Raw genomic sequence first — 23,771 nt, 5'->3', positions numbered from 1 at the left:
CTAGAGCGCGTCGGCGCCGCGCTCGCCGGTGCGGACCCGGACGACCGAGTCCACCGGGACGCTCCACACCTTGCCGTCACCGATCTTGCCGGTGCTGGCGGCGCTCACGACGACCTCGATGAGCTGTTCGGCGTCGTCGTCCTCGACCAGGACCTCGATGCGGATCTTCGGGACGAGGTCGACCTGGTACTCGGCGCCGCGGTAGACCTCGGTGTGGCCGCGCTGGCGGCCGTAGCCGCTGGCCTCGCTGACGGTGAGGCCCTGCACTCCGAACGCCTGGAGCGCGTCCTTGATCTCGTCCAGCTTGTGCGGCTTGACGATGGCGGTGATCAGCTTCATGCGTCGACCTTCTTGCTCGTGGCGGAGAGGGTGGGGGCGGTGGTGCTCCGCGCGGCTGCTCCGCCACCGGCGCCGCTGAAGTCGTACGCGGTCTCGGCGTGCTCGGTCTGGTCGATGCCGGTGACCTCGTCGTCCTCGGTGACCCGCATCCCCATGGTGCGGTCCAGGAGGAAGGCGAGCAGCGCGGATGCCACCAGAGAGTAGGCGAGGACGGAGAAGACGCCGATGGCCTGCTTGCCGAGCTGTTCCAGGCCGCCGCCGTAGAAGAGGCCGGCCGCGTCGGACTGGACCCCGCCGGTGGCGAAGAAGCCGACGAGCAGGGAGCCGGCGACTCCGCCGACGAGGTGGACGCCGACGACGTCGAGGGAGTCGTCGTAGCCGAACCGGTACTTGAGGCCCACGGCCATGGCGCAGAGCAGACCGGCGATGGCGCCGACGGCGATGGCGCCGAGCGGGCTGACCGAGCCGCCGGCCGGGGTGATGGCGACGAGTCCGGCGACGGCGCCGGAGGCGGCGCCGAGGGTGGTGAAGGAGCCGTGGCGCAGCTTCTCGTAGCCGAGCCAGGCGAGCATGGCGGCGGCGGTGGCGACCTGGGTGTTGACGAACATGACGGCGCCGACGCCGTCGTCGTTGCCGAGCCAGGAGCCCGCGTTGAAGCCGAACCAGCCGAACCAGAGGAGGCCGGCGCCGAGCATCACCAGGGGGAGGCTGTGGGGGCGCATCGGGTCCTTCTTGAAGCCGACGCGCTTGCCGATGACGAGGATCACGCCGAGGGCGGCGGCGCCGGCGTTGATGTGGACGGCGGTGCCGCCGGCGAAGTCGATGACGCCGAGCTCGAAGAGCCAGCCGCCGGCGCCCCAGACCCAGTGGGCGACGGGGAAGTAGACGACGGTGACCCAGAGGGCGGTGAAGAGGATCCAGGCGCTGAATTTGACGCGGTCGGCGAGGGCGCCGCTGATCAGGGCCGGGGTGATGACGGCGAACATGAGCTGGAAGACGGCGAAGACGTAGACCGGGATGGTGTAGCCGTCCCAGAGCTCGGTGATGCCGATGCCGCTGAGGCCCACGTAGTCGGAGTTCCAGCCGATGAGGGAGCCGGAGTCGGTGCCGAAGGCGAGGCTGAACCCGTAGAGGACCCAGAGGATCGTGACGATCCCGAGGCTGATGAAGCTCATCATCAGCATGTTCAGGCTGCTCTTGACGCGGACCATGCCTCCGTAGAAGAAGGCGAGTCCCGGGGTCATCAGCATGACCAGGGCGGAGCAGATGAGCATGAACCCGGTGTTCGCGGCAGACAGGGTCGGGGTGTCTGCCGCGAGGGTCGTGATGGCTGATGCCATCGGCGTCTCCTCGTCGTCGTACGTTCGCGTGCGGGCGATCGTGGGAACCTGAGCGGCGGCTGTGGGGAGCTGGCCGGTTATTGGCCCTGAGATTCGCGCAGGCCGGTTTCCGGCGGCGCCGCTCGGTGTTTCGCCCCGATGACGAAGAGGTCGGGCGTGTTACGCGTCCATGAACTGGGTGGTGGTGCGGCCGGCCGCGGCAGTGCCCGGAGGTCCTGGCTGGGGGAGCCTGATCGGGCTTCTCGGGGTGGACTGCCGCGGCCGGGGCCTCGGGGGACGGCCTCGGGCCGTCAGACGGCCTCCGCCGCCTCGGGGAGGCGGGAGGCGAGGTGGTCGGTGAGCCGGACCACGTCGGCGACGTCGCCGTATTCACGGGCGGCGCTGTCGACGGTTTTGCGCAGCCGGGTGTTCACCCGTTCGGAGCGCACCTTTCCCGCCACGTCGAGGGCCCGGTCGACGAAGCTCGCGGCCTGCTCGGGCTCGCGCCGGAGCAGGTGGACGGTGGCCATGCCGATGAGGTTGAGGGCGTAGGAGCGCTGGTGCTCCTCGTCCTTCCCGAAGAGCTCGACGGCGCGTTCCATGACGGGCTCGGCGAGGGAGGCGTACATCGGGCTGCGCCCGGCGACGTAGGCGAGGTCGCGGTAGGAGTGGGAATTCTCGCCGTTCAGTTCGGCCTCGGAGAAGAAGCGGATCCAGTCGGGCTCGGGCTCCCCGCCGAAGCCGGCGTCGGAGAAGGTGTCCTCGGCCATCCGCACGGCCCGCTTGCAGCGGCTGGGCTGGCCCATGTTGGCGTAGGCGCGGGCCTCCATCGCATACAGCATGGCCTGGGTGCGCGGGCCGGCGCAGTCGCGGCTGCCGTACTGCGCGAGGTGGATGAGTTCCAGGGCGTCCTCGGGGCGGCCGAGGTGGATCATCTGGCGGCTCATGTTGGAGAGGATGTAGGAGCCCAGGGGCTTGTCGCCGGCCTCCTTGGCGGCGTGCAGGGCGAGGACGAAGTACTTCTGGGCGGTGGGGTGCAGGCCGATGTCGTAGCTCATCCAGCCGGCCAGTTCGGCCAGTTCCGCGGCGACCTTGAAGAGCCGCTTCATGACGGGGGCCGGGTGCTTCTCCTGGAGCAGGTCGGTGACCTCGTGGAGCTGGCCGACGACGGCCTTGCGGCGCAGTCCGCCCCCGCACTGGGCGTCCCACTGACGGAACATGACGGTGGTGGCGTCGAGGAGGTCCAGTTCCGGTGCGGAGAGCCGGGGCGGGCGGTGGCCGCCCAGGGCGCCCGAGGGCCCCGCCCCGCGCGCTCCCGGGTCGGCGGCCGGGGCCGGGACGAGCCAGCGCTGCATGGGCTCGATGAGGGCGGGCCCGGCGGAGAGGGCGAGCGAGGTCCCGAGGAAGCCGCGGCGGGCCAGCATCAGGTCGCTGCGGGAGAACTCGCCGAGCAGTTCGACGGTCTGCGGGCCGGCCCAGGGCAGGTCCACCCCGGAGACGGAGGGGGTCTGGTGGGCGGTGCGCAGGCCGAGCTGTTCGATGGCGACGACGGAGCCGAAGCGTTCGGAGAACAGCTCGGAGAGGATGCGCGGTACGGGCTCGCGGGGCTGCTCGCCGTCCAGCCAGCGGCGTACGCGGGAGGTGTCGGTGCTGATGTGGTGGGCGCCCATCTGGCGGGCGCGGCGGTTGACCTGGCGGGCGAGCTCGCCCTTGGACCATCCGCTGCGGACGAACCACGAGCTCAGCTGGTCGTTGCGCGCGGCGGCGCCCTCGCTCGTTCCGCTTGCGCCGTTGCCGCTCACTGGAACGCCCCCATCCGCTCAGTCTCTTCCTCACGAAACCCTGGCCCGGAGGCGGTGTGCCTCCAGGGACCTTCACAGGTCCTCCACCGATTGCCTCCGGCATACCCACGGGCGGGCAGACCTTGGGGCTTCGTGTACCGAAAGTAATCCTACGATCACCCCTGCGGCGAGGGCGTTCGCGGAAACGCCACCATTCGCCACCCCTTCGAATGAACCCGCCACCGGCCAGGCGCGATTCACTTGACACCACGGTGAAACGGACCGGTTGGACTGGAGTGCGCCAGGGGCGCGCGCGGCGAGGAGTGCGCCGGGCGGCGGCCGGGACACCTCGCGGCGGGCCGCCGCGGCGGCGCCGGCGAGCCCGTCACCGCAGGCGTCGTAACCACCGGCGCGTCCGACCCGTTGGAGGGGGCATGGGCATGGGAATGGGCATGGGCTTCACGATCGGCGGCAGCCGCGGTACCAGGGAGTTCCGTTCCGGCACCCGGCGCCGCGGCCGGACCTCCTCGGAGTGCACGGCGGTGGCGGAGTACACCGGGCTGTGGGGCTGGGACGTGGTCCCCGGGGCGACCGGCGCGCACCCGCTCGCCTTCGCCCCCACGGTGGCGGCCGGGGCCACCCTCGACGAGGTCACGCGGACCTGGGAGCGCTGTCCGGGCGCGGCGATCCTGCTGCCCGTGGGCCGCTCCTTCGACGTCATCGAGGTGGCGGAGGAGGCCGGCCGGCGCGCGCTGGTGCGGCTGGAGCGGATGGGCCTGCCGCTCGGCCCGGTCCTGGTGACGGCGGAGGGCCGGACGCAGTTCTTCGTGGCCCCGGGCGCGGCGGCGGAGCTGCCGCAGCTGCTGTACCGGATGGGCTGGGACGACGCCGACCTGGACCTGCGGGCCCTGGGCCAGGGGTGCTACGTGACCGCCCCGTCCTCGGATCGGCCGGGGCTCGGGCAGGCCGGCTGGCTGCGGCCGCCCACCCTGGACTCGGCGGGCCGCCCCCCGCAGGCCCGCCTGCTGCTGGGCACGCTGGCGTACATCTGCCACCGCTTCCGCCGCTAGGCCCCGCGCCTCCCCCGCGTACGACGGTGCCCCCGCGTTCCGGGCGGAACGCGGGGGCACCCGTATGCGCGCTGTCGTGTGCGCCGCCGATCGGCCGATCGGCCGCTCAGTCGCCGATCAGGGCGTCGACGAACGCCTCGGGCTCGAAGGGGGCCAGGTCGTCGGCGCCCTCACCGAGGCCGATGAGCTTGACCGGGACGCCCAGCTCACGCTGGACGGCGATGACGATGCCGCCCTTGGCCGTGCCGTCGAGCTTGGTGAGGACGATGCCGGTGATGTCCACGACCTCGGCGAAGACGCGCGCCTGCATCAGGCCGTTCTGCCCGGTGGTGGCGTCCAGGACGAGCAGGATCTCGTCCAGCGGGCCGTGCTTCTCCACGACGCGCTTGACCTTGCCGAGCTCGTCCATGAGGCCGGTCTTGGTGTGCAGCCGGCCGGCGGTGTCGATGAGCACCACGTCGGCGCCCTCGGAGATGCCCTCCTTGACCGCGTCGTAGGCGATCGAGGCCGGGTCGCCGCCCTCGGGGCCGCGCACGGTACGGGCGCCGACGCGCTCGCCCCAGGTCTGGAGCTGGTCGGCGGCGGCGGCGCGGAAGGTGTCGGCGGCGCCGAGCACCACGCTGCGGCCGTCGGCGACGAGTACGCGGGCGAGCTTGCCGGTGGTGGTGGTCTTGCCGGTGCCGTTGACGCCGACGACCATGATCACGCCGGGGGTGTCCTCGCCGCTCTCCGTCTTCACGGCGCGGTCGAGGTCGGTGCCGACGAGGGTCAGCAGCTCCTCCTTGAGCAGGGCGCGCAGGTCCGCCGGGGTCCGGGTGCCGAGCACCTTGACCCGCTCGCGGAGCCGGTCGACCAGCTCCTGGGTGGGGACGACACCGACGTCGGCGATGAGGAGGGTCTCCTCGATCTCCTCCCAGGTGTCCTCGTCGAGGTGCTCGCGGGAGAGCAGCGTGAGCAGCCCCTTGCCGAGGGTGTTCTGCGACCGGGCGAGGCGGGCGCGCAGCCGGACCAGGCGGCCGGCGGTGGGCTCCGGCACCTCGATCGCGGGCGCGGCCGGAGCCTCGGGCTCGGCCACCGGCGCTTCGACGGGAGCCTCGGCCTCCGGGAGTCCGACCTCCTCGATCGTGCGGCGCGGCTCTTCCGCCGTCTCTACGGCGTCCTCCCCCACCTGCGGTTCGGCAGGCGGGGCAGTGATGGTCGGCGTGCTCGGGGGCGGGGGCGGCAGCTGCTTCTTCTTGCGGCCGCCGACCACGAGCCCCGTGATCGCGCCGACCGCGACCAGGGCGATGACTAGAGCAAGGATGAGGATGTCCATAACCCCCCCAGTATCGGCCACGGCCGCCTCGGAGCCGGGGACCCCGGGCGCCGGAGGCGGGAACGCCTCCGGCCGGGGCCGGAACCCGGTCGCCCCGGCGGGGACGAAGCCGCCGTTTGTCGTTTTAGCGGCACATCTACGATGATGGGCGACTTCCCCTCACACCTCCCAGGGAGCAGCCGCATGCCTGCCGAGCCCGCCGACGGCGGAACCGAATCCGCGCTGGAGACCCGCGGCCTGGAGCCCGTCCCGGACGGTGAGCGCACCGGCCGGGTCCGCGAGCTGGTCCCGACCTGGGTGGCCGCGAACATCAGCGTGCTGCTGCTGACCATGGGCGCGGGCCTGGTGATCTTCAACGGGCTGAACATCTGGCAGGTGCTGGTCGTCGCGGCCGTCGCGCCGGTGGTCTCGTACGGGATGGTCGGCCTGATATCCATCGCCGGGAAGCGCGGCGGCGCCCCGGGCATGGCGCTCTCGCGGGCCGTGTTCGGGCAGCGCGGCAACCTCTTCCCGGGCGCGCTGATCTGGGTGGCCCGCTGGGGCTGGGAGACGATCAACGCGGTCAGCGGCGCCTACGCCGTGCTGACGGTGCTGGACCTGCTCTTCGGGGTGCGCGGCAGCACCCCGCTCATCGTCGTCACCCTGTTGTTCTTCGTGGGCTGCACCTTCGTGGTCTCGGGCCTCGGCATCAGCGCGCTGCGGGTGTGCTCGACCTGGTCGACGTACCTCTTCGGCGCGTTCAGCGTGCTGGTCCTCGGCTATCTGCTGTTCACCACCGACTGGTCGGCGGTCTTCGGCAAGCCGGCGGGCTCCACCGCGATGATGATCGCGGGCATCGGCACGATCGCGGCCGGCGGCATCAGCTGGGTGCCCTCGGGCCCGGACTTCACCCGCTACCTGCCGCGTACGGCCTCCTCGCGGGGCGTGGTCGGCGCGACCGTCGGCGGCGCCGGCATCGTGGTCCTGCCGATGGTGCTGATGGGCGCGGTGATGGCGGTGGGCACCCCGGACCTGGCCACCGCGCAGGACCCGGTCTCCTTCATCGGCGAGCTGCTGCCGACCTGGATCGCGGTGCCGTACCTGCTGGTCGCGCTGGTCGGCATGCTGCTGATCAACTCGATGTCCATGTACTCGGCCGGCTTCACCGCGCAGACCCTGGGCATCAAGGTCCCGCGCGCCTGGGCGGTCAGTGTGAACGCGGTGATCAGCCTGGTCTTCGGCTTCCTGCTGATGGTGGTCGCGACGAGCTTCTTCGGCTCCTTCATCTCCTTCCTCACCCTGCTGGCCGTGGCCTTCTCGGCGTGGATCGGCGTCTTCGGCGTGGACATGCTGCGCCGCCCGTCCTACGACGGCCCCGCGCTGCTGGACACCACCCGGACCAGCGCCTACTGGTACAGGGGCGGCTTCGCCTGGCAGGCGATGAGCGCGTGGGCGGTGGCGCTGGTGGTGGGGCTGCTGTTCACGAAGGTGGACTGGTTCGCCGGCCCGCTGGCCGGCACCTGGCTCGGGCGCAACGGCCTGGGCTGGGTGGTGGGCATCGTGACCTCGGGCGTGCTGTACGCCGTCCTGCCGCGCGCGGTGCCGGCCGCTCCGGCGGCCGCCCCGGAGCGGGAGTCCGTAGCGGCCGGATCCCTGTCCAACTGACGCTGCGTCAGCTAACGTCCCCCTTCGCCCACCCCATCCGGCGAAGGGGGACCTCTCCATGCCCGTCACCGTGGCCCGCTTCAACCTGGTCGACCCGCACGGCACCCCCGGCTCCCTCTCCGACCGCTACCGGGCGGCGCTGGAGATGGCGCGGTACGCCGACGACCGCGGGATCGACACCGTCCAGACCGAGGAGCACCACGGCACCGCCAACAACTGGATGCCCTCCCCCTTCGTCTTCGCGGGCGCCGTCCTCGGCGCCACCCGCCGGATCGCCGTCACCGTGTCGGCGATCATCGGCCCGCTGCACGACCCGCTCAAGGTGGCCGAGGACATCGCGGTGCTCGACCTGCTGAGCGGCGGACGGCTGGTGACCGTCGCGGGCATCGGCTACCGGCCGGAGGAGTACGAGCAGCACGGCGTGGAGTGGGGCCGGCGCGGGCGGCTCCAGGACGAGCTGCTGGAGACCCTGCTGAAAGCGTGGACCGGCGAGCCCTTCACCTTCCGCGGCCGCACGGTGCGGGTCACCCCGGCGCCCTTCACCCGGCCGCATCCGCTGCTGCTGGTGGGCGGCAGCTCCGAGGCGGCGGCCCGGCGGGCGGCCCGGCTGGGGCTGCCGTTCTTCCCCAGCGCGCACCTGCCGGAGCTGGAGGCGTACTACGCCGCGCGGCTGGCGGAGTACGGCACTGAGGGCTTCTGCATGATGCCGGCGGCCGAGACCCCGCTGCTGCACATCGCGGAGGACCCGGACCGGGTCTGGGCCGAGTACGGCGGGCACTTCCTGCACGAGGCGGGGATGTACGCCTCCTGGCAGTCCAAGGACATCCGCAGCGCCGTACGGTCGGCCGCGCGCTCGGTGGCGGAGCTGCGCGAGGAGGGCGTCTACCGGGTGCTGACCCCGGAGGAGGCGGTCGCGTACGGCCGCGCCGCGGGCGAGGCGGGGAACCTGGTCCTGCACCCGCTGTGCGGCGGGATGCCCCTGGACGAGGGCTGGCGCAGCCTGCACCTGCTCTGCGAACGGGTACTGCCCCGGCTCAAGGGCTGAGCCGGGGCAGTACCGAGGAGAAGGGGTGGTGGCGGGGGATGGTTACCCCATCTCCTCCAGCGCCTTGCCCTTGGTCTCCGGCACCCACTTGAGGACGAACGGGATCGAGAGCAGTGCGAAGACGGTGTAGATCACGTAGGCACCGGAGAGGTTCCAGTCCGAGAGCGACGGGAACGACACGGTGATGATCCAGTTGGCGATCCACTGGGCCGAGGCGGCGACGCCGAGCGCGGCGGCCCGGATGCGGTTGGGGAACATCTCGCCGAGCAGGACCCAGACCACCACGCCCCAGGAGAGGGCGAAGAAGAGCACGAAGGTGTGCGCGGCGACCAGGGCGACGGTGCCCTGGGCGTCGGGCATGGTGATGTCGTCGCCGGTGCCGGTGGTGAAGGAGAAGGCCCAGGCGCAGAGGCCGAGGGAGATCGCCATACCGGCGGAGCCGATGAGGGCGAGCGGCTTGCGGCCGATCCGGTCGACGAAGATCATCGCGATCACGGTGCCGATGATGTTGATGATCGACGTGGTGAAGGAGTAGAGGAAGGAGCTGGACGGGTCGATGCCGACCGACTGCCACAGCGAGGAGCTGTAGTAGAAGATCACATTGATGCCGACGAGCTGCTGGAAGACGGAGAGGCCGATGCCGATCCAGACGATGGGCAGGAAGCCGAAGCGTCCGCCGAGCAGGTCCCGGAAGGTGGACTTGTGCTCGGAGCGCATCGCGTGCTCGATCTCCCGGACCCGGCCGTCGAGGTCGATCTTGGTGCCCTCGACCTCGGTGAGTACCTTGCGGGCCTCGTCGGTGCGGCCGACGGAGATCAGGAAGCGGGGGGACTCCGGGATGACGAAGGACATCAGCCCGTAGAGCACGGCCGGGACGACCATGACGCCCAGCATCCACTGCCATGCCTCCAGGCCGGCGAGGTCGCCGCGCTGGTCCCCGTCGGCGAGGTTGAGGATGCCCCAGTTGACGAGCTGGGAGACGGCGATGCCGATGACGATGGCGGCCTGCTGGAAGGAGGCGAGCCGGCCGCGGTAGGCGGGCGGGGAGACCTCCGCGATGTAGGCGGGGCCGATGACGGAGGCCATGCCGATGCCGAAGCCGCCGATTACGCGCCACATGGCGAGGTCCCAGAGGGCGAACGGCAGGGCCGAGCCGATGGCGCTCGCGGTGAAGAGCACGGCCGCGATCTGCATGCAGCGGATGCGGCCGATCCGGTCGGCGAGGCGGCCGGCGGTGGCGGCGCCGATGGCGCAGCCGATCAGCGCGGCGGCGATCACCTGGGCGAGCGCCTCGGAGCCGACGTCGAAGCGTTCGCGGATGGCGACGACGGCGCCGTTGATGACGGAGCTGTCGTATCCGAAGAGGAAGCCGCCCATGGCAGCGGCCGCGGTGATGAAGATGACGTGACCGAGGTGGTCGGGCTGCGGCGAGGATCCGCCGCCGGGCGTCGGCGCGTGCGCTGTGCTGCTGGTCAAGGTGGGCTCCGTGGGGGTTTCGTCCGTCCTTACAGTGGCGCACAGGTCAAGATCGGGCACCACCCGAAGGCGGGAGACAGCGGAGCGAGCCTATGCGTTCATTTCGTGAAGTCAATACTTCGGATGAACTTCATGTGAACCACATAGCGCCGCATCTGAATTCACTTCTTGAAGGAATCGGACTCAGCGAAGCCTCTGACTGATGACCTTGGACACCCCGTCGCCCTGCATGGAGACGCCGTAGAGCGCGTCCGCGACCTCCATCGTCCGCTTCTGGTGCGTGATCACGATCAGCTGGGAGCTCTCCTGCAGCTCCTCCATGATCCGGATCAGCCGCTGGAGATTGGTGTCATCGAGCGCGGCCTCCACCTCGTCCATCACGTAGAACGGGCTGGGCCGTGCCTTGAAGATGGAGACCAGCAGTGCCACGGCCGTCAGCGAGCGCTCGCCGCCGGAGAGCAGCGACAGCCGCTTCACCTTCTTCCCCGGCGGGCGGGCCTCCACCTCCACCCCCGTGGTGAGCATGTTGTCCGGGTCGGTCAGCAGCAACCTGCCCTCACCGCCCGGGAACAAGCGCGCGAACACCCCCTCGAATTCGCGGGCCGTGTCCCGGTACGCCTCGGTGAACACCTGCTCGACCCGCTGGTCGACCTCCTTCACCACTTGAAGGAGGTCGGCCCTGGTCTTGCGAAGATCCTCCAGCTGCTCGCTGAGGAACTGGTGGCGCTCCTCCAGCGCGGCGAACTCCTCCAGCGCCAGCGGATTGACCTTGCCGAGCTGCTGATAGGCCCGTTCGGCCGCCTTGAGCCGCTTCTCCTGCTGCACCCGTACGAAGGGGCCGGGCCGGTTGCGCGGGTGCTCCGGATCCTCCGGCAGCGTCTCGCCGTCGGCGGGCGGGGACGGCGGAACGGGCTGGTCGGGGCCGTATTCGGCGACGAGCCCGACCGGCTCCATGCCGAACTCCTCCAGCGCCTTCGCCTCCAGCGCCTCGATGCGCAGCCGCTGCTCGGCGCCCAGCACCTCGCCGCGGTGGACGGAGTCGGTGAGCTTGTCCAGCTCGCTCTTGAGCTCGCGGCCGGTGGTGCGCGCCTCGCCGAGCTCCTGTTCGCGCAGCCCCTTGGCCCGCTCGGCCAGGGCGCGTTCGGCCTCGGCCCGGTGGAGGGAGACCTCCACATGCGCGAGGAGCTGGCGGGCCCCGTCCGCGACCGCCCCGGCCACCTCCGCCTCGTGCCGGCGCCGGGCGCGGCGGCGCTCGGCGCGGGTGCGGGCCTCGCGTTCGGCGCGGGCCGCCCGGTCGAGGGAGTCCGCCCGCCCGGCGAGCCCCTTGACCCGTTCCTCATGGGTACGCAGCTGGAGCCGCGCCTCCATCTCGGTCTGGCGGGCGTTCGCCCCGTCGGCCGCGAGGCGGTCCCGGCGGGAGCTGTCCGGCTCCTCCTCCACCGGGATCTCCTCGGCCACCGCGAGCCGTTCCGCGCATTCCTCGACCTCGGCCTGCGCCTGCTCCAGCGCCTCCTGGGCCTTGGCCGCGGCGGCCGCGGCCCGTTCGGCCTCTCCGGCGGCCCCCTTCGCCTGCCCGGCGAGCCGCCCGAGCTGCTGCGCGACCCCGGCGCGGGCCTGCTCGGCGGCGCGCCGCCGCTCCGCCAGCTCGTCCACCAGGGCCGCCGCGTCCTGCCGCCGCTCCTGCGCCGCTGTCCGCGCCGCGTCGAGTTCCCCGCAGCGTTCGTCCAGGCGGGTGAGCTCGGCCGCGGCCTCGTCCACCGCCGCCTGCACCTCGATCAGGCTCGGCGCCCCGGCCGAACCCCCGTGCGCGAGACGCGCGCCGAGCACATCCCCCTCCCGGGTGACCGCCACCGTGCCCGGCTCCCCCGCGACCCGCGCTGCGGCCTCGTCGAGGGTGCCGACCACGACGTGCTCCCGCAGCACCCAGGCCACGGCCCGCACCAGGTCCTCGTCCCCGCCGATGAACTCCGCGGCGGAACCCGGCCCGGCGGGCGGGGTCTCCGGGTGGGCCGCGCGGGGCGAAGCGATCAGGAAGGTGGCACGGCCCGCGTCGGCCTCGCGGAGGTGGCGGATGGCCCCGGCCGCCGCTTGCGGGGAGGCCACCGCCAGGGCGTCCGCCGCCGAGCCCAGCGCCGCCGCCACGGCGGCCTCGTACCCCGGGGTCACCGTGAGCCGTTCCGCCGCGGGCCCGAGCAGGCCCGCCAGCCGTTCCCGCGCCGCGAGCAGCGCGCCCGTACCGTCCTTGCGGCGCAGCCCCAGCGCCAGGGCGTCCCGGCGGGCCGAGACCGCCGCCCGCGCGCGTTCCGCCGCCGCCAGGTCCTCCCGCGCGGAGCCGAGCGCGGCCTCGGCCTCTTCCAGCCCGGCCCGCGCCGTCTCGTGGTCCGCCTCCGCCGAGGGCTCGTCGAGCCCGCCGACCTCCTCCGCCAGCGCCTCGTACTCCGCCTGCGCCCCGGCCGCCCGGGCCTGCGCCTCGTCCCGCGCCAGGCTCAGCCGGTCGATCTCGGCCTGCGCCGCCCCCGCGCGGGAGCGGGCCGCGCCGAGCCGTCCCGTCAGCCGGGCCAGCCCCTCGCGCCGGTCCGCGAGGGCCCGCGCGGCGTCCCGCAGCCGCCGTTCCTCGTCCGCGAGCTCCCGTTCCAGCTCGGCCCGGTGCCCGCTGGTGTCCTCCAGGGCCCGGGAAGCCGCCTCCAGGGCCGCCGTCAGCTCGGCCTCCTGCTCGCGGATCCGCTCGGCCTCGCGCTCCAGGTCCTCCGGGTCCCGGCCGCGCCGCTCCTCCTCCACCGGCGCGGTCGCGGACTTGACCCGCGCGTCCGCGAGGGAGGCGGTGCCGCGGATCCGCTCGGCCAGCTGGGAGAGCTCGTACCAGGTCTGCTGCGCCCGCTGGAGCCGCGGCGCCAGCTCCCGTACGGCCTCCTCCAGCTCGGCCTCGCGCCGCAGCGCCACCGCGAGCCGCGCCTCGGCGCTCTCCTTGCGCTCCTTGAGTGCCGCCTCGTCCGCGATCTCCGCGTCGAGTGCGCGCCGCAGACCGACCAGGTCGTCGGCGAGCAGCCGCAGCCGCGCGTCGCGCAGGTCGGCCTGGATGACGGCCGCGCGCCGGGCGACCGCCGCCTGCCGTCCCAGCGGCTTGAGCTGCCGGCGCAGCTCGTCCCCGAGGTCCTGCACCCGCGCGAGATTGGCCTGCATCGCGTCGAGCTTCCGCAGCGCCTTCTCCTTGCGCTTGCGGTGCTTGAGTACGCCGGCCGCCTCCTCGATGAAGGCGCGGCGGCCCATGGGGTCGGCGTGCAGGACGGAGTCCAGCTGGCCCTGGCCGACGATCACGTGCATCTCGCGGCCGATGCCGGAGTCGGACAGCAGGTCCTGGATGTCCAGCAGCCGGCAGGTGTCACCGTTGATCTGGTACTCGCTGCTGCCGCCGCGGAACATGATCCGGGTGATGGTCACTTCGGCGTAGTCGATGGGCAGCGCGCCGTCGGAGTTGTCGATGGTCAGGGACACCTCGGCGCGCCCGAGCGGCGGCCGGCCGGTGGTCCCGGCGAAGATGACGTCCTCCATCTTCCCGCCGCGCAGGGACTTGGCCCCCTGCTCGCCCATGACCCAGGACAGCGCGTCCACCACATTGGACTTGCCCGAGCCGTTCGGCCCCACCACACAGGTGATGCCCGGTTCGAAGCGCAGGGTGGTGGCGGAGGCGAAGGACTTGAAGCCACGCAGGGTCAGGGACTTGAGGTGCACGCAGCCGGACTCTACCTCTCGCCCCCGGTTTCACCCATGAAGGTGCCGGGCACGATCGACGTCACAAGCACCACGCCCCCCACCTGGCCCTGCGGGCCCGAGCGGCGCGGCGGGCAGGGGGTGACGAGGCGCGGAAATGAAAAGAAGGGACGCCGGAGCGTCCCTTGCAGATCATGCGGTGCTGGAAATCGAGCGACGGGTTGAGCGATCAGGTGAGCGCAGGCTCCGCCTGGGGTACGTCGATGTCGATGCTGTCCAGCAGCGAGTCTCCGTCGTGCTGAGCGGCGGCCGCGTTCAGCGCGTCATTTTCGGACTGAATCCGTACGAGCTCGGACTCGAGGTCCTGGACGCGCTGCTGAAGCCGTCGCATCTCGGCGAGGAGTCGCGGGTCGGAACCGCCGACGTAACCGAGAAGCGCCTTTGCCATGATGGATGGTCCTCCACACTGAGTGACCGACCGAAGCGGTGTGGGTCGTGAGGGAATCGCACCCGCGGATGTCCGGCAGCGACTGTCAGTCACTGCGCTTACTACTGCCAGCACTGCCAAACAGCTCAGGTGCGCGGGGCTTCCAGCGTCTCACCAAAAAGTTTGACGGTCAACACGATCACGCCCCGTATCGGCGGGCGCCGCGCCCCGCGTGAGCGATGTGGAGATCATCCTCATCTCCGAGCCTTCCACGGATCCGGGGCCCCGGCAACGCGTCGGCGGTAAACGCCCAGTTCCGACCGTATGCGGCGGTCCCGAGATGTGATCAGTGCATGATCAGTCGAATCGCTCAGCGCATCCCGAAGCCGTCGTAGCCACCACGCGGTGTGCCCCAGATCTCTGTCACCCCGTCCACCCTGCCGGGCGTGTCGGCGGAGCGCAGCCAGTCGAGGAGCCGGTGGCAATTCTCACGTTGACCTTCGGCGACCACCTGTACCCGCCCGTCGTCGAGGTTGAGCGCGAAGCCGACCACGCCACCGATCTCCAGAGCGTTCTCCCTGGTGAACCAGCGGAAGCCCACTCCCTGCACCCGACCGCGCACCCAGGCGGTCATGCGGACGTCTTCATTCATGCGTGCACGCTAACCGGGCCCCCGGTTTCAGGTCACATCGCCCCCGGGGCCCCATGCCGTACAGTCGCGCAGCAATGAACTCACCCTTTTGGGTGGTTTAGGGATGATCTTGATCCGGTCAGGAAGGCACGACACCGATGGGACGTCACCGGCTCCCCGCCCCGCCGCGCCGCGGCGGCACGCACGGCACCGCCCTGCGCACCGGCCTGCTGGCCGGCGCGGTGGCCGTGGCCCTCGGCACCGCCGCCGTCACCACCGGCATGCTGCCGGTCGGCGACTCCTTCCCCTATGTGGGCGTCGGCGGTACGGACACCACCTCGCCCGCGGCCAAGGCCAAGCCCTCCCCCTCCCCCGACGCCGCGCTCCGGCAGCAGGGCGGTCTGGTCAACCTGACCGGCCGCGACGCCACGGCCCCCGCCACCGGCGGCACCTCCCCGCGCCCGCCGGCCTCCCCGAGCGCCCCGGCCTCTCCCACCCCGTCGGCCTCCCCTTCCCCTTCGGCCCCGCCGAGCCCGGAGACCCCCGCGGCACCCGCCCCGTCGGCCCCGGACACCCCGCAGGCCCCGCAGGCCACCCGCCCGCCGGTGGTCCCCGTACCGGCGCCCTCCACCGAGACCCCGCGGCAGAAGCCGGCCCCGGAGACCCCGAAGCCGACCCCGCCCGCGCCGCCCTCGAAGGCACCCGCCTCCCCCACGCCTCCGCCGGCTCCCCCGACTCCCCCGGCCCCCGCTCCCCCGACGACCAAGGCGCCCGAGCCGGCCCCCTCCGCCTCCGCGACCCGCCCCAGCCTCACCGGCCACTCCGCCGAGGAGGAGGCCGTGGTGACCCTGGTGAACCAGGCCCGCGCCCAGGCCGGCTGCGGCCCGGTCCGCGCCAACCCGCCGCTGGCCTCCCTGGCCGGGGCCTTCAGCAAGGACATGGCCACCCGCGGCTTCTTCGCCCACGAGGACCCCGACGGCAACACCCCCTGGGACCGCGCCGCCAAGGCCGGCCTCTCGGGCCTCGGCGCCGAGAACATCGCCCGGGGCCAGGGTGACGCCGACGCCGTGATGCGCGCCTGGATGGACAGCCCGGGCCACAAGGCGAACATCCTGAACTGCGATTTCCGCACCCTGGGCGTCGGCCTGTACTCCGCCGACGGCGGCCCCTGGTGGACCCAGGACTTCGGCTTCTGACCCGGGGAACGACCCGTAACTAACTTTCAGAAAGCGCAATCCTCCAGTTAGCGCTGCCTGGCGGTACGCTTGTGTGATGGACACCCCCGCCTGTACCGAAGCCGAGCTGGACGCCGGGCTGCCGTTCGACGTGTTCGCCCGTGCCTGCCCCTCGCGCGAGACGCTGGAACATGTCACCGGCCGCTGGGGCAGCCTCACCGTGGGCGCCCTGCGGGAGGGGCCGGTCCGGTTCAACGAGCTGCGCCGCCGGGTGGACGGCGTCAGCGAGAAGATGCTCTCGCAGACACTGCACGCCCTGGAGCGCGACGGCATCGTCCACCGCGAGGCGCAGCCGACCAACCCGCCGCGCGTGGACTACGAGCTGACCCCGCTCGGCATCGGGGTCGCGGACCGGCTGCTCGCCCTCATCCACCACCTGGAGGGCAGCATGCCGGCGGTGCTCTCCGCCCGCGAGTCCTACGACGCGACCCGCGGCGGACGCTGACAGCGCGGGCAGAAGTAGCTCGACCGGTTCATCCACGGCCGCCGCCGCATCGGGGTGCCGCAGCGCCGGCAGGGCTCGTCCTCGCGTCCGTAGGCGTCGAGGGAGCGGTCGAAGTAGCCCGACTCCCCGTTCACGTTCACGTAGAGGCTGTCGAAGCTGGTGCCGCCGACGGCGAGGGCCGCGTTCATGACGTCCCGGACATGGCCGAGGAGTTCCATGCTCCGGGGGCGCGTGAGCTGCCCGGTGGGGCGCTCGTAGTGCAGCTTCGAGCGCCACAGCGCCTCGTCCGCGTAGATGTTGCCGACCCCGCTGATCAGCGACTGGTCGAGCAGCGCCCGCTTGACGGTGGTCCGCCGGGCGCGCAGCGCGAGGTGGTAGGCCAGCTCGTCGAACATCGGGTCCAGGGGGTCGCGGGCGATGTGCGCGATGACATCGGGCAGCCCGTCCGCTCCGCCCGCGGCGACCTCGTGCAGGGAGAGCCCGCCGAAGGTCCGCTGGTCCACGAAGCGCAGCTCCGTTCCGGTGGTGTCGGCGAAGCGGACCCGGATGCGCAGGTGCTTCTCGTCCGGGGCGTCCTCGGGCTGGACGAGCAGCTGCCCGCTCATGCCCAGGTGCCCGAGCACCGACAGCTCCCGCCCCTCCAGGGGCAGCCACAGGTATTTGCCGCGCCGCCGCGGCACCCCGATGGTCTCGCCGCGCAGCCGGGCCGCGAAGTCGGCGCCACCGGCGGGGTGGCGGCGTACGGCCCGGGGGTGGAGGACCTCAACGGCGGCCACGGTCCGCCCGGCGACCCAGCGCTCCAGCCCCCGCCGCACGACTTCGACTTCGGGCAGCTCGGGCACGGGGGACCTCCGGTGGATACGTTCTGGGCGCTCCCGCGAGGGTACCGGCCGCCCGGAAACGGCAGCGCCCGCCCCTGCTTTCGGCAGGGGCGGGCGTGGAAGGACCCGAAGGAGGGGTCAGGCGTCCGGCGTGCGGTCGGCGGGCGCCGGAGCCCCGCCGTCCACGGCCGGTACCGGGGCCGGGGCCCCGTCCGCGGCGGCCGCTGCCGCCGCGATCCGCTCGTCCGCCGCGGCGCGGATCCCGCGCCACGCCGACTCGGCGGCCTGCTGTTCCGCTTCCTTCTTGCTGCGGCCGGTGCCGGTGCCGTACGAGACACCACCGACGCGGGCAGCAGCGGTAAAGGTCTTCTCGTGGTCCGGACCGGTCTCGGTGACCAGGTACTCGGGCACGCCGAGACCTTCGGCCGCCGTGAGCTCCTGCAGGCTGGTCTTCCAGTCCAGGCCGGCCCCGAGGTTCGAGGACTTCTCGATGAGCGGGTCGAAGAGCCGGTGGACCAGCTCCGAGGCCGCGTCGAGGCCCTGATCGAGGTAGACCGCGCCGATGACCGCTTCGAGCGTGTCGGCGAGGATGGATGCCTTGTCCCGGCCGCCCGTGCCCTCTTCGCCCCGGCCGAGCCGGATGAAGGAACCGAGGTCGAGGCCGCGCCCGACCTCCGCCAGTGCACGCGAGTTGACCACCGCGGCCCGAAGCTTGGCCAGCTGGCCTTCGGGGAGATCCGGGTGGGTCGTGTACAGCGTGTCCGTGACCACCAGGCCCAGCACGGAGTCCCCGAGGAACTCCAGCCGTTCGTTGGTGGGCAGACCGCCGTTCTCGTACGCGTACGAGCGGTGGGTCAGTGCACGCACCAGAAGGGCGGACTCGAGTCGATACCCGAGCCGCCCTTCCAGAAGCGTGTGGGACGAGGCCGCGTTGTTACTGTCTGCCTGCTTCTCAGCGTTGGACAGTTCAGACATTGCGCCTCTCACCAGCCGCTCAGACCTCGAGGACCTGGCGCTTGTTGTAGGTGCCGCAGCTCGGGCACGCGATGTGCTGGAGCTTCGGCTCCTGGCAACGCTCACACGAAACCAGGGTGGGGACCGCAGCCTTCCACTGCGACCGGCGGTGGCGCGTGTTGCTGCGCGACATCTTCCGCTTCGGAACAGCCACGGCTACTTCTCCTGCTTCTCGGCGGCGCTCTGAACGTCGTCAGATGCAGTGCCGCTCATGTTGTCCTTCTCGTCGTCCTGATCGGTAACGACGAGTTCCTGCAATGCCGCCCAACGGATGTCGACGGCGTCGTGGTGGTGCTCCGGGTCGTCGTTCAGGCTGAGCCCGCAATCGGGGCACAGTCCCAGACAGTCCTCCCGGCACACCGGCTGCATCGGCAGTGCGAGCACCACCGCATCGCGCAGCACGGGTTCGAGGTCGAACAAGCCGTCCTCGAGGAAAAGCGTGTCCTCGTCGTCCTCGGCGTCGTCGGCCGGCTCCGCCTTGGCGCGGCCCCGGTCGTCGGCGTCAGGGTACGAGAACATCTCCTGGAAGTCCGCCTTGAGCTCACGCTCGACGGCCTCCAGACACCTTACGCACTCCCCCGCCGCCGATGCACGGACGGTGCCTGTGACAAGCACCCCTTCCATGACCGACTCGAGGCGGAGGCTGAGCTTCAGCGGAGCGCCTTCCGGCACTCCGATGACACCGGCGATACCGAGGTCCGCCGGCGCCGCGATCTCACGGGACAGCCGCTGCATGGCACCAGGACGCCGACCCAGCTCGTGCGTGTCGAACACGAGGGGGTTGCGGTGGTCGAGGCGGGTGTTCAGGGCCGTTCCTGCTTTCACAGATCGCTGAAGATCGAAGAGTGCTGCGTGAATTCCGCATGTACGGGCAGCACGGATCGCGGTGCATACGCGCGACCGAAGAGCCAGGATACCCGGCGCTTCGCTCTGAGCCCAATCCGGGTTCAGCGCCCCTGCTCGTACTGGCGCAGCTGGTCCAGGTTGATCATGCTCGTGTCGAAGAAGCTGGTCTCGTCGAGCGCGGGCTGCTGCCCCTGCTGTCCGTGCTGACCCTCCTGCCCGTGCTGACCCTGGTGCCCCTGCTGACCCTGGTGCCCCTGCTGGGGCTGCTGCTGCGGGTACGCGGCGTACGGATCGGGCTGCTGGTAGGCCGCGTACGGGTCGGGCTGCTGCCCGTAGCCGCCGTAGGGGTCCTGGTAGCCGTACGGGTCCTGCTGCGCGGCCGCGGCCGGCTGCTGCGGGTAGCCGTACGCGTCGTACACCGGCTCCGGCTGGGCCGTGAGCGGCGCCGCCGCGGGCCCGGCGGGCTCGGGCTCCGCGAGGCCCGCCAGGAAGTCCGCGTCGCTGGCCGTCCGGGAGGGCTGGCCGCCCGCCGCGTCCTGCGCCGCCATGTGCGCGCCCAGCTCGTCCGTCGGGACCCGGCCCAGCAGCTTCTGCCGGCCGCGGCCCACGGCCTCCAGGGTGCCCGCGAGCACGGCCTCGAAGGTGGCCAGCTTGGCGTCCACGTAGGCGTCGGCCTGCTGGCGCTGCGTCTCGGGGTCGTGGCTGCGCTCCGGGGCGTCCGCGTCCGGGTAGCCCTGCTCGTCCAGGCCGGGGCCGCGGCCCAGCAGCTTCTCGCGGCCCCGGTCCACGGAACCGATGGTCTTGGTCAGGACGACCTCGAAGTTCGCGAGCTTGCTGTCGACGTAGTCGTCGGCCTCCGCCCGGATCGTCTCCGCCTCCCGGCGGGCCTCCTCCAGCACCCGGTCCGCCTCGGCCTGGGAGCGCCGTACGACCTCGGTGTCGGAGATCAGCGAGCCGCGCCGGTCGTGCGCGGCGTCGATGATCCGCTCCGCCTCCCGGCGGGCCTCCTGGACCATGTGCTCGCGGTCGCCGATGAGTTCCTGGGCCTGGGCGAGCGAGCCGGGCAGCGCCTGGCGGACCTCTTCCAGCTGCGCGAGCAGTTCGGCGCGGTTGATCACGCAGGAGGCCGACATGGGCATGGACCGGGCGCCGCCGACGGCCGCGACGATCTCGTCGAGCTTCTTCTGCACGTCCATGGGGGCTCGCACTCTCTCGGCCTCGGGCGGTTCCCGAGACGGACGGGACGACTGTACGGCCGGCGGGCCGGCTACCGGCACCGCCTGACGGGCCGTCAGGCGGTCAGCGGTCGCGCAGCCGTTCCAGCAGCGCCGTGTGCACGGGGGCGGGCAGCAGGTGGGCCACGTCGCCGCCCCAGGTCGCGACCTCCTTGACCAGCGAGGAGGACAGGAAGCTGTAGGTGGGGATGGTCGGGACGAACAGCGTCTCGACGCCCGACAGGCCCAGGTTCATCTGGGCCATCTGGAGCTCGTAGTCGAAGTCGCTGACCGCGCGCAGGCCCTTGACGATGGCCGGGATGTCCCGCTCCTTGCAGAAGTCGACGAGCAGTCCGTGGAAGGACTCCACCTCGACGTTGCCGTAGTCGGCGGTCGCCTCGCGGATCAGCTCGACCCGCTCCTCGACGGTGAACAGGCCCTGCTTGGACTTGTTGATCATCACGGCGACGTGCACGACGTCGTACAGCCGGGAGGCGCGGCCGATGATGTCGAGGTGTCCGTTGTGGATGGGGTCGAAGGATCCCGGACAGACGGCGCGGCGCAACTGAACTCCCTCGTTCATGAGTCTTCGCGGGTGCTGGCGGCGCGGCCGTACCACAGGGTGCCCTCGCCGTACTTGCGGGACCGGAGCGGCTCGAAGCCCTCGGGCCACGGGAAGGCACCGCTCCTGGTGCTCCGCTCCACGGTGACCATCGCGTCGTCCGTGATCCAGCCATTGGAGCGGAGTGTGATCAGGATCTCGCGCAGTTCGGCGCTGTCCACGGCGTACGGCGGGTCCAGGAAGACGACGTCGTACGGTTCCCCGGCCGCGCGGGCCGCCACGACCTGCTCGGCCTTGCCGGCGCGGAACTCGGCGCCGGGCAGGCCCAGCGTCCGGATGTTGTCGCGGATCGCCTTGGCCGCCTTGGCGTCGGCCTCGACGAGCAGGGTGTGGTCCGCGCCCCGGGACAGGGCCTCCAGGCCGACGGCGCCCGAGCCGCCGTACAGGTCGAGCACCCGGGCCCCCTCGATGCCGTGCAGGGACTCCCAGGTGGAGAACAGGCCCTCGCGCATCCGGTCCGAGGTGGGCCGGGTGCCGGTGCCGGGGGGCACGGCCAGCCGTCGCCCGCCGGCGCTGCCGGCGATCACGCGGGTCATCTGGGGTCCTTCGGTACGACGACAGGGGGTGCCGCGGCGCTCGTCGCGGCACTCCCACGATAGGTCGTACCGGTCAGCCCTTCTCCAGGTACTGCTCGCGTTCGGTGTCGAGCAGGGCGTCGAGGGCGGTGCGCAGGCCCGGCAGCCCGTCGAGCGCGGGGTCCTCGGCGACGACGCGGGTGGCCTCCTCGCGGGCCTGGGCGATGACCTCCTCGTCCTCGATGACGGCGAGCATCCGCAGGGAGGAGCGCACCCCGGACTGGGCCTGGCCGAGGACGTCTCCCTCGCGGCGCTGCTCCAGGTCGATCCGGGAGAGCTCGAAGCCGTCGAGGGTGGCGGCGACGGCGGCGAGCCGGGCCCGGGCGGGGCTGGCCTCGTGCATCTCGCTGACCAGCAGGCACAGGCCCGGGGCGGAGCCGCGGCCGACGCGGCCGCGCAGCTGGTGGAGCTGGGAGACGCCGAAGCGGTCCGCGTCCATGATCACCATGACGGTGGAGTTGGGGACGTTCACCCCGACCTCGATGACCGTGGTGGCCACCAGGACGTCGACCTCGCCGGCCGCGAAGCGGCGCATGACCTCGTCCTTGTCGGCGGGGTCCATCCGGCCGTGCAGTACCTCGACGCTCAGCCCGGCCAGTGGTCCGCGGCCCAGCTGCTCGGCGATCTCCAGGACGGCGAGCGGGGGCCGCCGGTCGGCCTCGTCGGCGGCCTGCTTCTTCTTCGGGTCGTCCTCGCCGTCCCCGATGCGCGGGCACACCACATACGCCTGGTGGCCCTTCTCCACCTCCTCGCGGACCCGCTCCCAGGCGCGGGCGAGGAAATGCGGCTTGTCCTTGGCGGGGACCACATGGGTGGCGATGGGCGAGCGGCCGGCGGGCAGCTGGTCGAGGACGGAGGTCTCCAGGTCCCCGAAGACGGTCATGGCGACGGTGCGCGGGATCGGGGTGGCGGTCATGACCAGCAGGTGCGGGGGCTGCTTGCCCTTGGAGCGCAGGGCGTCGCGCTGCTCCACGCCGAAGCGGTGCTGTTCGTCGACGACGACCAGGCCGAGGTCGTGGAACTGCACCTTGTCCTCGATGAGCGCGTGCGTGCCGATGACGATCCCGGCCTCGCCGGTGACCAGGTCGAGCAGGGCCTGCCGGCGCGCGGCCGTGCCCATGGACCCGGTGAGGAGTACCACCTTGGTGCCCTGGTCGGAGCCGCCGAGCATGCCGCCCTCGGCCAGCTCGCCCATCATCTCGACGACGGACCGGTGGTGCTGCTGGGCCAGTACCTCGGTGGGCGCGAGCATGGCCGCCTGCCCGCCGGAGTCCACGACGGCGAGCATGGCCCGCAGCGCCACCATCGTCTTGCCGGAGCCGACCTCGCCCTGGAGGAGGCGGTGCATGGGGTGGCTGGTGGCGAGGTCGTCGAAGATCTCCCGCGAGACCGTGTGCTGGCCGTCGGTGAGGGTGAAGGGGAGCTTGGCGTCGAAGGCGTCGAGCAGCCCGCCCGGCGTGGGGCGGCGGGGAACGGCCGGGAGCTGGGAGTCGGCGTGCCGGCGGCGGGCGAGGGCGACCTGGAGGACGAACGCCTCGTCCCACTTGAGGCGTTGGCGGGCGTCCTCGATGTCGGCCTTGGTGGCGGGCCGGTGGATCTTCAGCAGGGCCTCGGTGAGCGGGATCAGCCCGCGGCCCTCGCGCAGGGCGGGCGGCAGCGGGTCCACGGTCTCCTGGGCGGCGGGCAGGACCGCGTCCACGCATTTGGCGATCTTCCAGGACTCCAGCTTGGCGCAGGCCGGGTAGATCGGGATGAGCTGGTTGGCGAAGGCGGTGGCGGCGTCCCGGTCGGAGGCGTCCCCGCCGAGGGGTTCGTACGCCGGGTGCGCGAGCTGGAGCTTGTTGTTGAAGCGGGAGACCTTCCCGGCGAACATCGCGCGGGTGCCGGGCAGCAGGTCCTTGTGCGGTTTGTGGACGCCCGCGCCGAAGAAGACGAGCTGGAGCCGGCCGCTGCCGTCGGTGATGGTCACCTCCAGGCGCTTGCCCCGGCCGCCGTTGAAGCTCAGGACGCGGGCGTCGGCGACCTGCGCGACGACGGTGACGTGCTCGTCGATCTGGTCCGCGAGCTCGGCCAGCGAGGTCAGCTCACCGCGCTCGGCGTACCGCCGCGGGTAGTGGTGGAGCAGGTCCAGGGCCGTGTGCAGGCCGAGCTGCTCGGCCAGCACCTTGGCGGTGGCGGGACCGAGCGTCTTCTTGAGGTCTTCGTCGAGCGCGGGCACGTGTTCCATTGCACACCATGGCGCTG

At 72.1% G+C, this 23,771-nt stretch carries 21 protein-coding genes; 5 read left to right on the top strand and 16 right to left on the bottom strand.

The genetic code is table 11. From position 1 onward, the window contains the following. The 3 genes from ABZ873_RS22515 to ABZ873_RS22505 all read right to left on the bottom strand — a co-directional run bounded on the left by ABZ873_RS22515 (nucleotide 1) and on the right by ABZ873_RS22505 (nucleotide 3,460). A complete protein-coding gene (locus tag ABZ873_RS22515; protein ID WP_360874907.1) occupies nucleotides 1-339 on the bottom strand; it encodes a P-II family nitrogen regulator in 339 nt (112 codons plus the stop codon). Then, nucleotides 336-1,679: an ammonium transporter gene (locus tag ABZ873_RS22510; RefSeq protein ID WP_360874904.1), complete on the bottom strand. Its 1,344-nt coding sequence runs from the start codon at nucleotides 1,677-1,679 to the stop codon at nucleotides 336-338. The genes ABZ873_RS22515 and ABZ873_RS22510 overlap by 4 nt, the downstream gene beginning before the upstream one ends. Before the next feature lie 290 nt (nucleotides 1,680-1,969). Beyond that, nucleotides 1,970-3,460: a hypothetical protein gene (locus tag ABZ873_RS22505; RefSeq protein ID WP_360874902.1), complete on the bottom strand. Its 1,491-nt coding sequence runs from the start codon at nucleotides 3,458-3,460 to the stop codon at nucleotides 1,970-1,972. 431 nt (nucleotides 3,461-3,891) lie between these two features. Between ABZ873_RS22505 and ABZ873_RS22500 the strand changes: the two genes are divergently transcribed. Next, nucleotides 3,892-4,509, top strand: a complete 618-nt coding sequence (locus tag ABZ873_RS22500; RefSeq protein WP_360874928.1) for a bifunctional DNA primase/polymerase — start codon at nucleotides 3,892-3,894, stop codon at nucleotides 4,507-4,509. A 106-nt stretch (nucleotides 4,510-4,615) separates the two neighbouring features. Here ABZ873_RS22500 and ftsY read toward each other — a convergent pair whose 3' ends face one another. Beyond that, nucleotides 4,616-5,824 (bottom strand): signal recognition particle-docking protein FtsY, encoded by a 1,209-nt coding sequence (gene ftsY, locus ABZ873_RS22495; protein WP_360874899.1) that lies wholly within the window; start codon nucleotides 5,822-5,824, stop codon nucleotides 4,616-4,618. Between the two features lie 183 nt (nucleotides 5,825-6,007). Between ftsY and ABZ873_RS22490 the strand changes: the two genes are divergently transcribed. Both ABZ873_RS22490 and ABZ873_RS22485 read left to right on the top strand, forming a co-directional pair. Next, complete coding sequence (locus tag ABZ873_RS22490) at nucleotides 6,008-7,468, top strand: cytosine permease (protein WP_360874897.1); 1,461 nt, start codon at nucleotides 6,008-6,010, stop codon at nucleotides 7,466-7,468. 58 nt (nucleotides 7,469-7,526) lie between these two features. Next, nucleotides 7,527-8,513 carry an LLM class flavin-dependent oxidoreductase gene (locus ABZ873_RS22485; RefSeq protein WP_360874894.1) on the top strand — a complete coding sequence of 329 codons (987 nt, stop codon included), beginning with the start codon at nucleotides 7,527-7,529 and terminating at the stop codon, nucleotides 8,511-8,513. Nucleotides 8,514-8,555: 42 nt separating this feature from the next. Here ABZ873_RS22485 and ABZ873_RS22480 read toward each other — a convergent pair whose 3' ends face one another. From ABZ873_RS22480 to ABZ873_RS22465, 4 genes are all read right to left on the bottom strand, one after another. Continuing rightward, entirely contained in the window at nucleotides 8,556-9,989 is a 1,434-nt protein-coding gene (locus ABZ873_RS22480) for a sugar porter family MFS transporter (protein ID WP_360874891.1), read from the bottom strand. Between the two features lie 183 nt (nucleotides 9,990-10,172). After that, complete coding sequence (gene smc, locus ABZ873_RS22475) at nucleotides 10,173-13,718, bottom strand: chromosome segregation protein SMC (protein WP_360874889.1); 3,546 nt, start codon at nucleotides 13,716-13,718, stop codon at nucleotides 10,173-10,175. Between the two features lie 208 nt (nucleotides 13,719-13,926). Beyond that, nucleotides 13,927-14,145: a hypothetical protein gene (locus ABZ873_RS22470; protein WP_030032603.1), complete on the bottom strand. Its 219-nt coding sequence runs from the start codon at nucleotides 14,143-14,145 to the stop codon at nucleotides 13,927-13,929. A 349-nt stretch (nucleotides 14,146-14,494) separates the two neighbouring features. Continuing rightward, nucleotides 14,495-14,776 (bottom strand): acylphosphatase, encoded by a 282-nt coding sequence (locus tag ABZ873_RS22465; protein WP_360874886.1) that lies wholly within the window; start codon nucleotides 14,774-14,776, stop codon nucleotides 14,495-14,497. Between the two features lie 137 nt (nucleotides 14,777-14,913). Between ABZ873_RS22465 and ABZ873_RS22460 the strand changes: the two genes are divergently transcribed. Both ABZ873_RS22460 and ABZ873_RS22455 read left to right on the top strand, forming a co-directional pair. Then, on the top strand, nucleotides 14,914-15,951 hold the full coding sequence (locus ABZ873_RS22460; RefSeq protein WP_360874884.1) for a CAP domain-containing protein: 1,038 nt from the start codon (nucleotides 14,914-14,916) through the stop codon (nucleotides 15,949-15,951). A gap of 76 nt (nucleotides 15,952-16,027) precedes the next feature. Beyond that, complete coding sequence (locus tag ABZ873_RS22455) at nucleotides 16,028-16,435, top strand: helix-turn-helix domain-containing protein (RefSeq protein WP_360874881.1); 408 nt, start codon at nucleotides 16,028-16,030, stop codon at nucleotides 16,433-16,435. On the opposite strand, the gene mutM is transcribed toward ABZ873_RS22455, so the two are convergent. The 8 genes from mutM to recG all read right to left on the bottom strand — a co-directional run bounded on the left by mutM (nucleotide 16,408) and on the right by recG (nucleotide 23,754). Continuing rightward, nucleotides 16,408-17,277 carry a bifunctional DNA-formamidopyrimidine glycosylase/DNA-(apurinic or apyrimidinic site) lyase gene (gene mutM / locus ABZ873_RS22450; protein WP_360874878.1) on the bottom strand — a complete coding sequence of 290 codons (870 nt, stop codon included), beginning with the start codon at nucleotides 17,275-17,277 and terminating at the stop codon, nucleotides 16,408-16,410. The two genes, ABZ873_RS22455 and mutM, sit on opposite strands and share 28 nt — an antisense overlap. A 117-nt stretch (nucleotides 17,278-17,394) precedes the next feature. Further along, nucleotides 17,395-18,231, bottom strand: coding sequence for a ribonuclease III (gene rnc, locus ABZ873_RS22445; RefSeq protein ID WP_360874875.1), 837 nt, complete (start codon nucleotides 18,229-18,231; stop codon nucleotides 17,395-17,397). A 19-nt stretch (nucleotides 18,232-18,250) separates the two neighbouring features. Further along, nucleotides 18,251-18,424, bottom strand: a complete 174-nt coding sequence (gene rpmF, locus ABZ873_RS22440) for a 50S ribosomal protein L32 (protein ID WP_003965982.1) — start codon at nucleotides 18,422-18,424, stop codon at nucleotides 18,251-18,253. A 2-nt stretch (nucleotides 18,425-18,426) separates the two neighbouring features. Then, nucleotides 18,427-19,095 (bottom strand): DUF177 domain-containing protein, encoded by a 669-nt coding sequence (locus ABZ873_RS22435; RefSeq protein ID WP_360874872.1) that lies wholly within the window; start codon nucleotides 19,093-19,095, stop codon nucleotides 18,427-18,429. A 122-nt stretch (nucleotides 19,096-19,217) separates the two neighbouring features. Further along, nucleotides 19,218-20,312 carry an ATP synthase F0 subunit B gene (locus tag ABZ873_RS22430; RefSeq protein ID WP_360874870.1) on the bottom strand — a complete coding sequence of 365 codons (1,095 nt, stop codon included), beginning with the start codon at nucleotides 20,310-20,312 and terminating at the stop codon, nucleotides 19,218-19,220. Nucleotides 20,313-20,415: 103 nt separating this feature from the next. Then, nucleotides 20,416-20,895 carry a pantetheine-phosphate adenylyltransferase gene (gene coaD / locus ABZ873_RS22425; RefSeq protein WP_360874925.1) on the bottom strand — a complete coding sequence of 160 codons (480 nt, stop codon included), beginning with the start codon at nucleotides 20,893-20,895 and terminating at the stop codon, nucleotides 20,416-20,418. A 14-nt stretch (nucleotides 20,896-20,909) separates the two neighbouring features. Continuing rightward, nucleotides 20,910-21,488 (bottom strand): 16S rRNA (guanine(966)-N(2))-methyltransferase RsmD, encoded by a 579-nt coding sequence (gene rsmD / locus ABZ873_RS22420; RefSeq protein WP_360874867.1) that lies wholly within the window; start codon nucleotides 21,486-21,488, stop codon nucleotides 20,910-20,912. A gap of 73 nt (nucleotides 21,489-21,561) precedes the next feature. Next, nucleotides 21,562-23,754: an ATP-dependent DNA helicase RecG gene (gene recG / locus ABZ873_RS22415; RefSeq protein ID WP_360874865.1), complete on the bottom strand. Its 2,193-nt coding sequence runs from the start codon at nucleotides 23,752-23,754 to the stop codon at nucleotides 21,562-21,564. Nucleotides 23,755-23,771: the final 17 nt, after the last annotated feature.

It is taken from the genome of Streptomyces sp. NPDC047014, from assembly GCF_040644195.1.
Classification (GTDB): domain Bacteria; phylum Actinomycetota; class Actinomycetes; order Streptomycetales; family Streptomycetaceae; genus Streptomyces.
This window is presented reverse-complemented; position numbering and strand designations above follow the sequence as displayed.

Bases quoted from the DNA above. Each gene is read 5' to 3' on its own strand.
- ABZ873_RS22515 (WP_360874907.1), bottom strand. From the start codon at position 339: ATGAAGCTGATCACCGCCATCGTCAAGCCGCACAAGCTGGACGAGATC.
- ABZ873_RS22510 (WP_360874904.1), bottom strand. From the start codon at position 1,679: ATGGCATCAGCCATCACGACCCTCGCGGCAGACACCCCGACCCTGTCT.
- ABZ873_RS22500 (WP_360874928.1), top strand. From the start codon at position 3,892: ATGGGCTTCACGATCGGCGGCAGCCGCGGTACCAGGGAGTTCCGTTCC.
- ftsY (WP_360874899.1), bottom strand. From the start codon at position 5,824: ATGGACATCCTCATCCTTGCTCTAGTCATCGCCCTGGTCGCGGTCGGC.
- ABZ873_RS22490 (WP_360874897.1), top strand. From the start codon at position 6,008: ATGCCTGCCGAGCCCGCCGACGGCGGAACCGAATCCGCGCTGGAGACC.
- ABZ873_RS22485 (WP_360874894.1), top strand. From the start codon at position 7,527: ATGCCCGTCACCGTGGCCCGCTTCAACCTGGTCGACCCGCACGGCACC.
- ABZ873_RS22470 (WP_030032603.1), bottom strand. From the start codon at position 14,145: ATGGCAAAGGCGCTTCTCGGTTACGTCGGCGGTTCCGACCCGCGACTC.
- ABZ873_RS22465 (WP_360874886.1), bottom strand. From the start codon at position 14,776: ATGAATGAAGACGTCCGCATGACCGCCTGGGTGCGCGGTCGGGTGCAG.
- ABZ873_RS22460 (WP_360874884.1), top strand. From the start codon at position 14,914: ATGGGACGTCACCGGCTCCCCGCCCCGCCGCGCCGCGGCGGCACGCAC.
- ABZ873_RS22455 (WP_360874881.1), top strand. From the start codon at position 16,028: ATGGACACCCCCGCCTGTACCGAAGCCGAGCTGGACGCCGGGCTGCCG.
- rnc (WP_360874875.1), bottom strand. From the start codon at position 18,231: ATGTCTGAACTGTCCAACGCTGAGAAGCAGGCAGACAGTAACAACGCG.
- ABZ873_RS22430 (WP_360874870.1), bottom strand. From the start codon at position 20,312: ATGGACGTGCAGAAGAAGCTCGACGAGATCGTCGCGGCCGTCGGCGGC.
- rsmD (WP_360874867.1), bottom strand. From the start codon at position 21,488: ATGACCCGCGTGATCGCCGGCAGCGCCGGCGGGCGACGGCTGGCCGTG.
- recG (WP_360874865.1), bottom strand. From the start codon at position 23,754: ATGGAACACGTGCCCGCGCTCGACGAAGACCTCAAGAAGACGCTCGGT.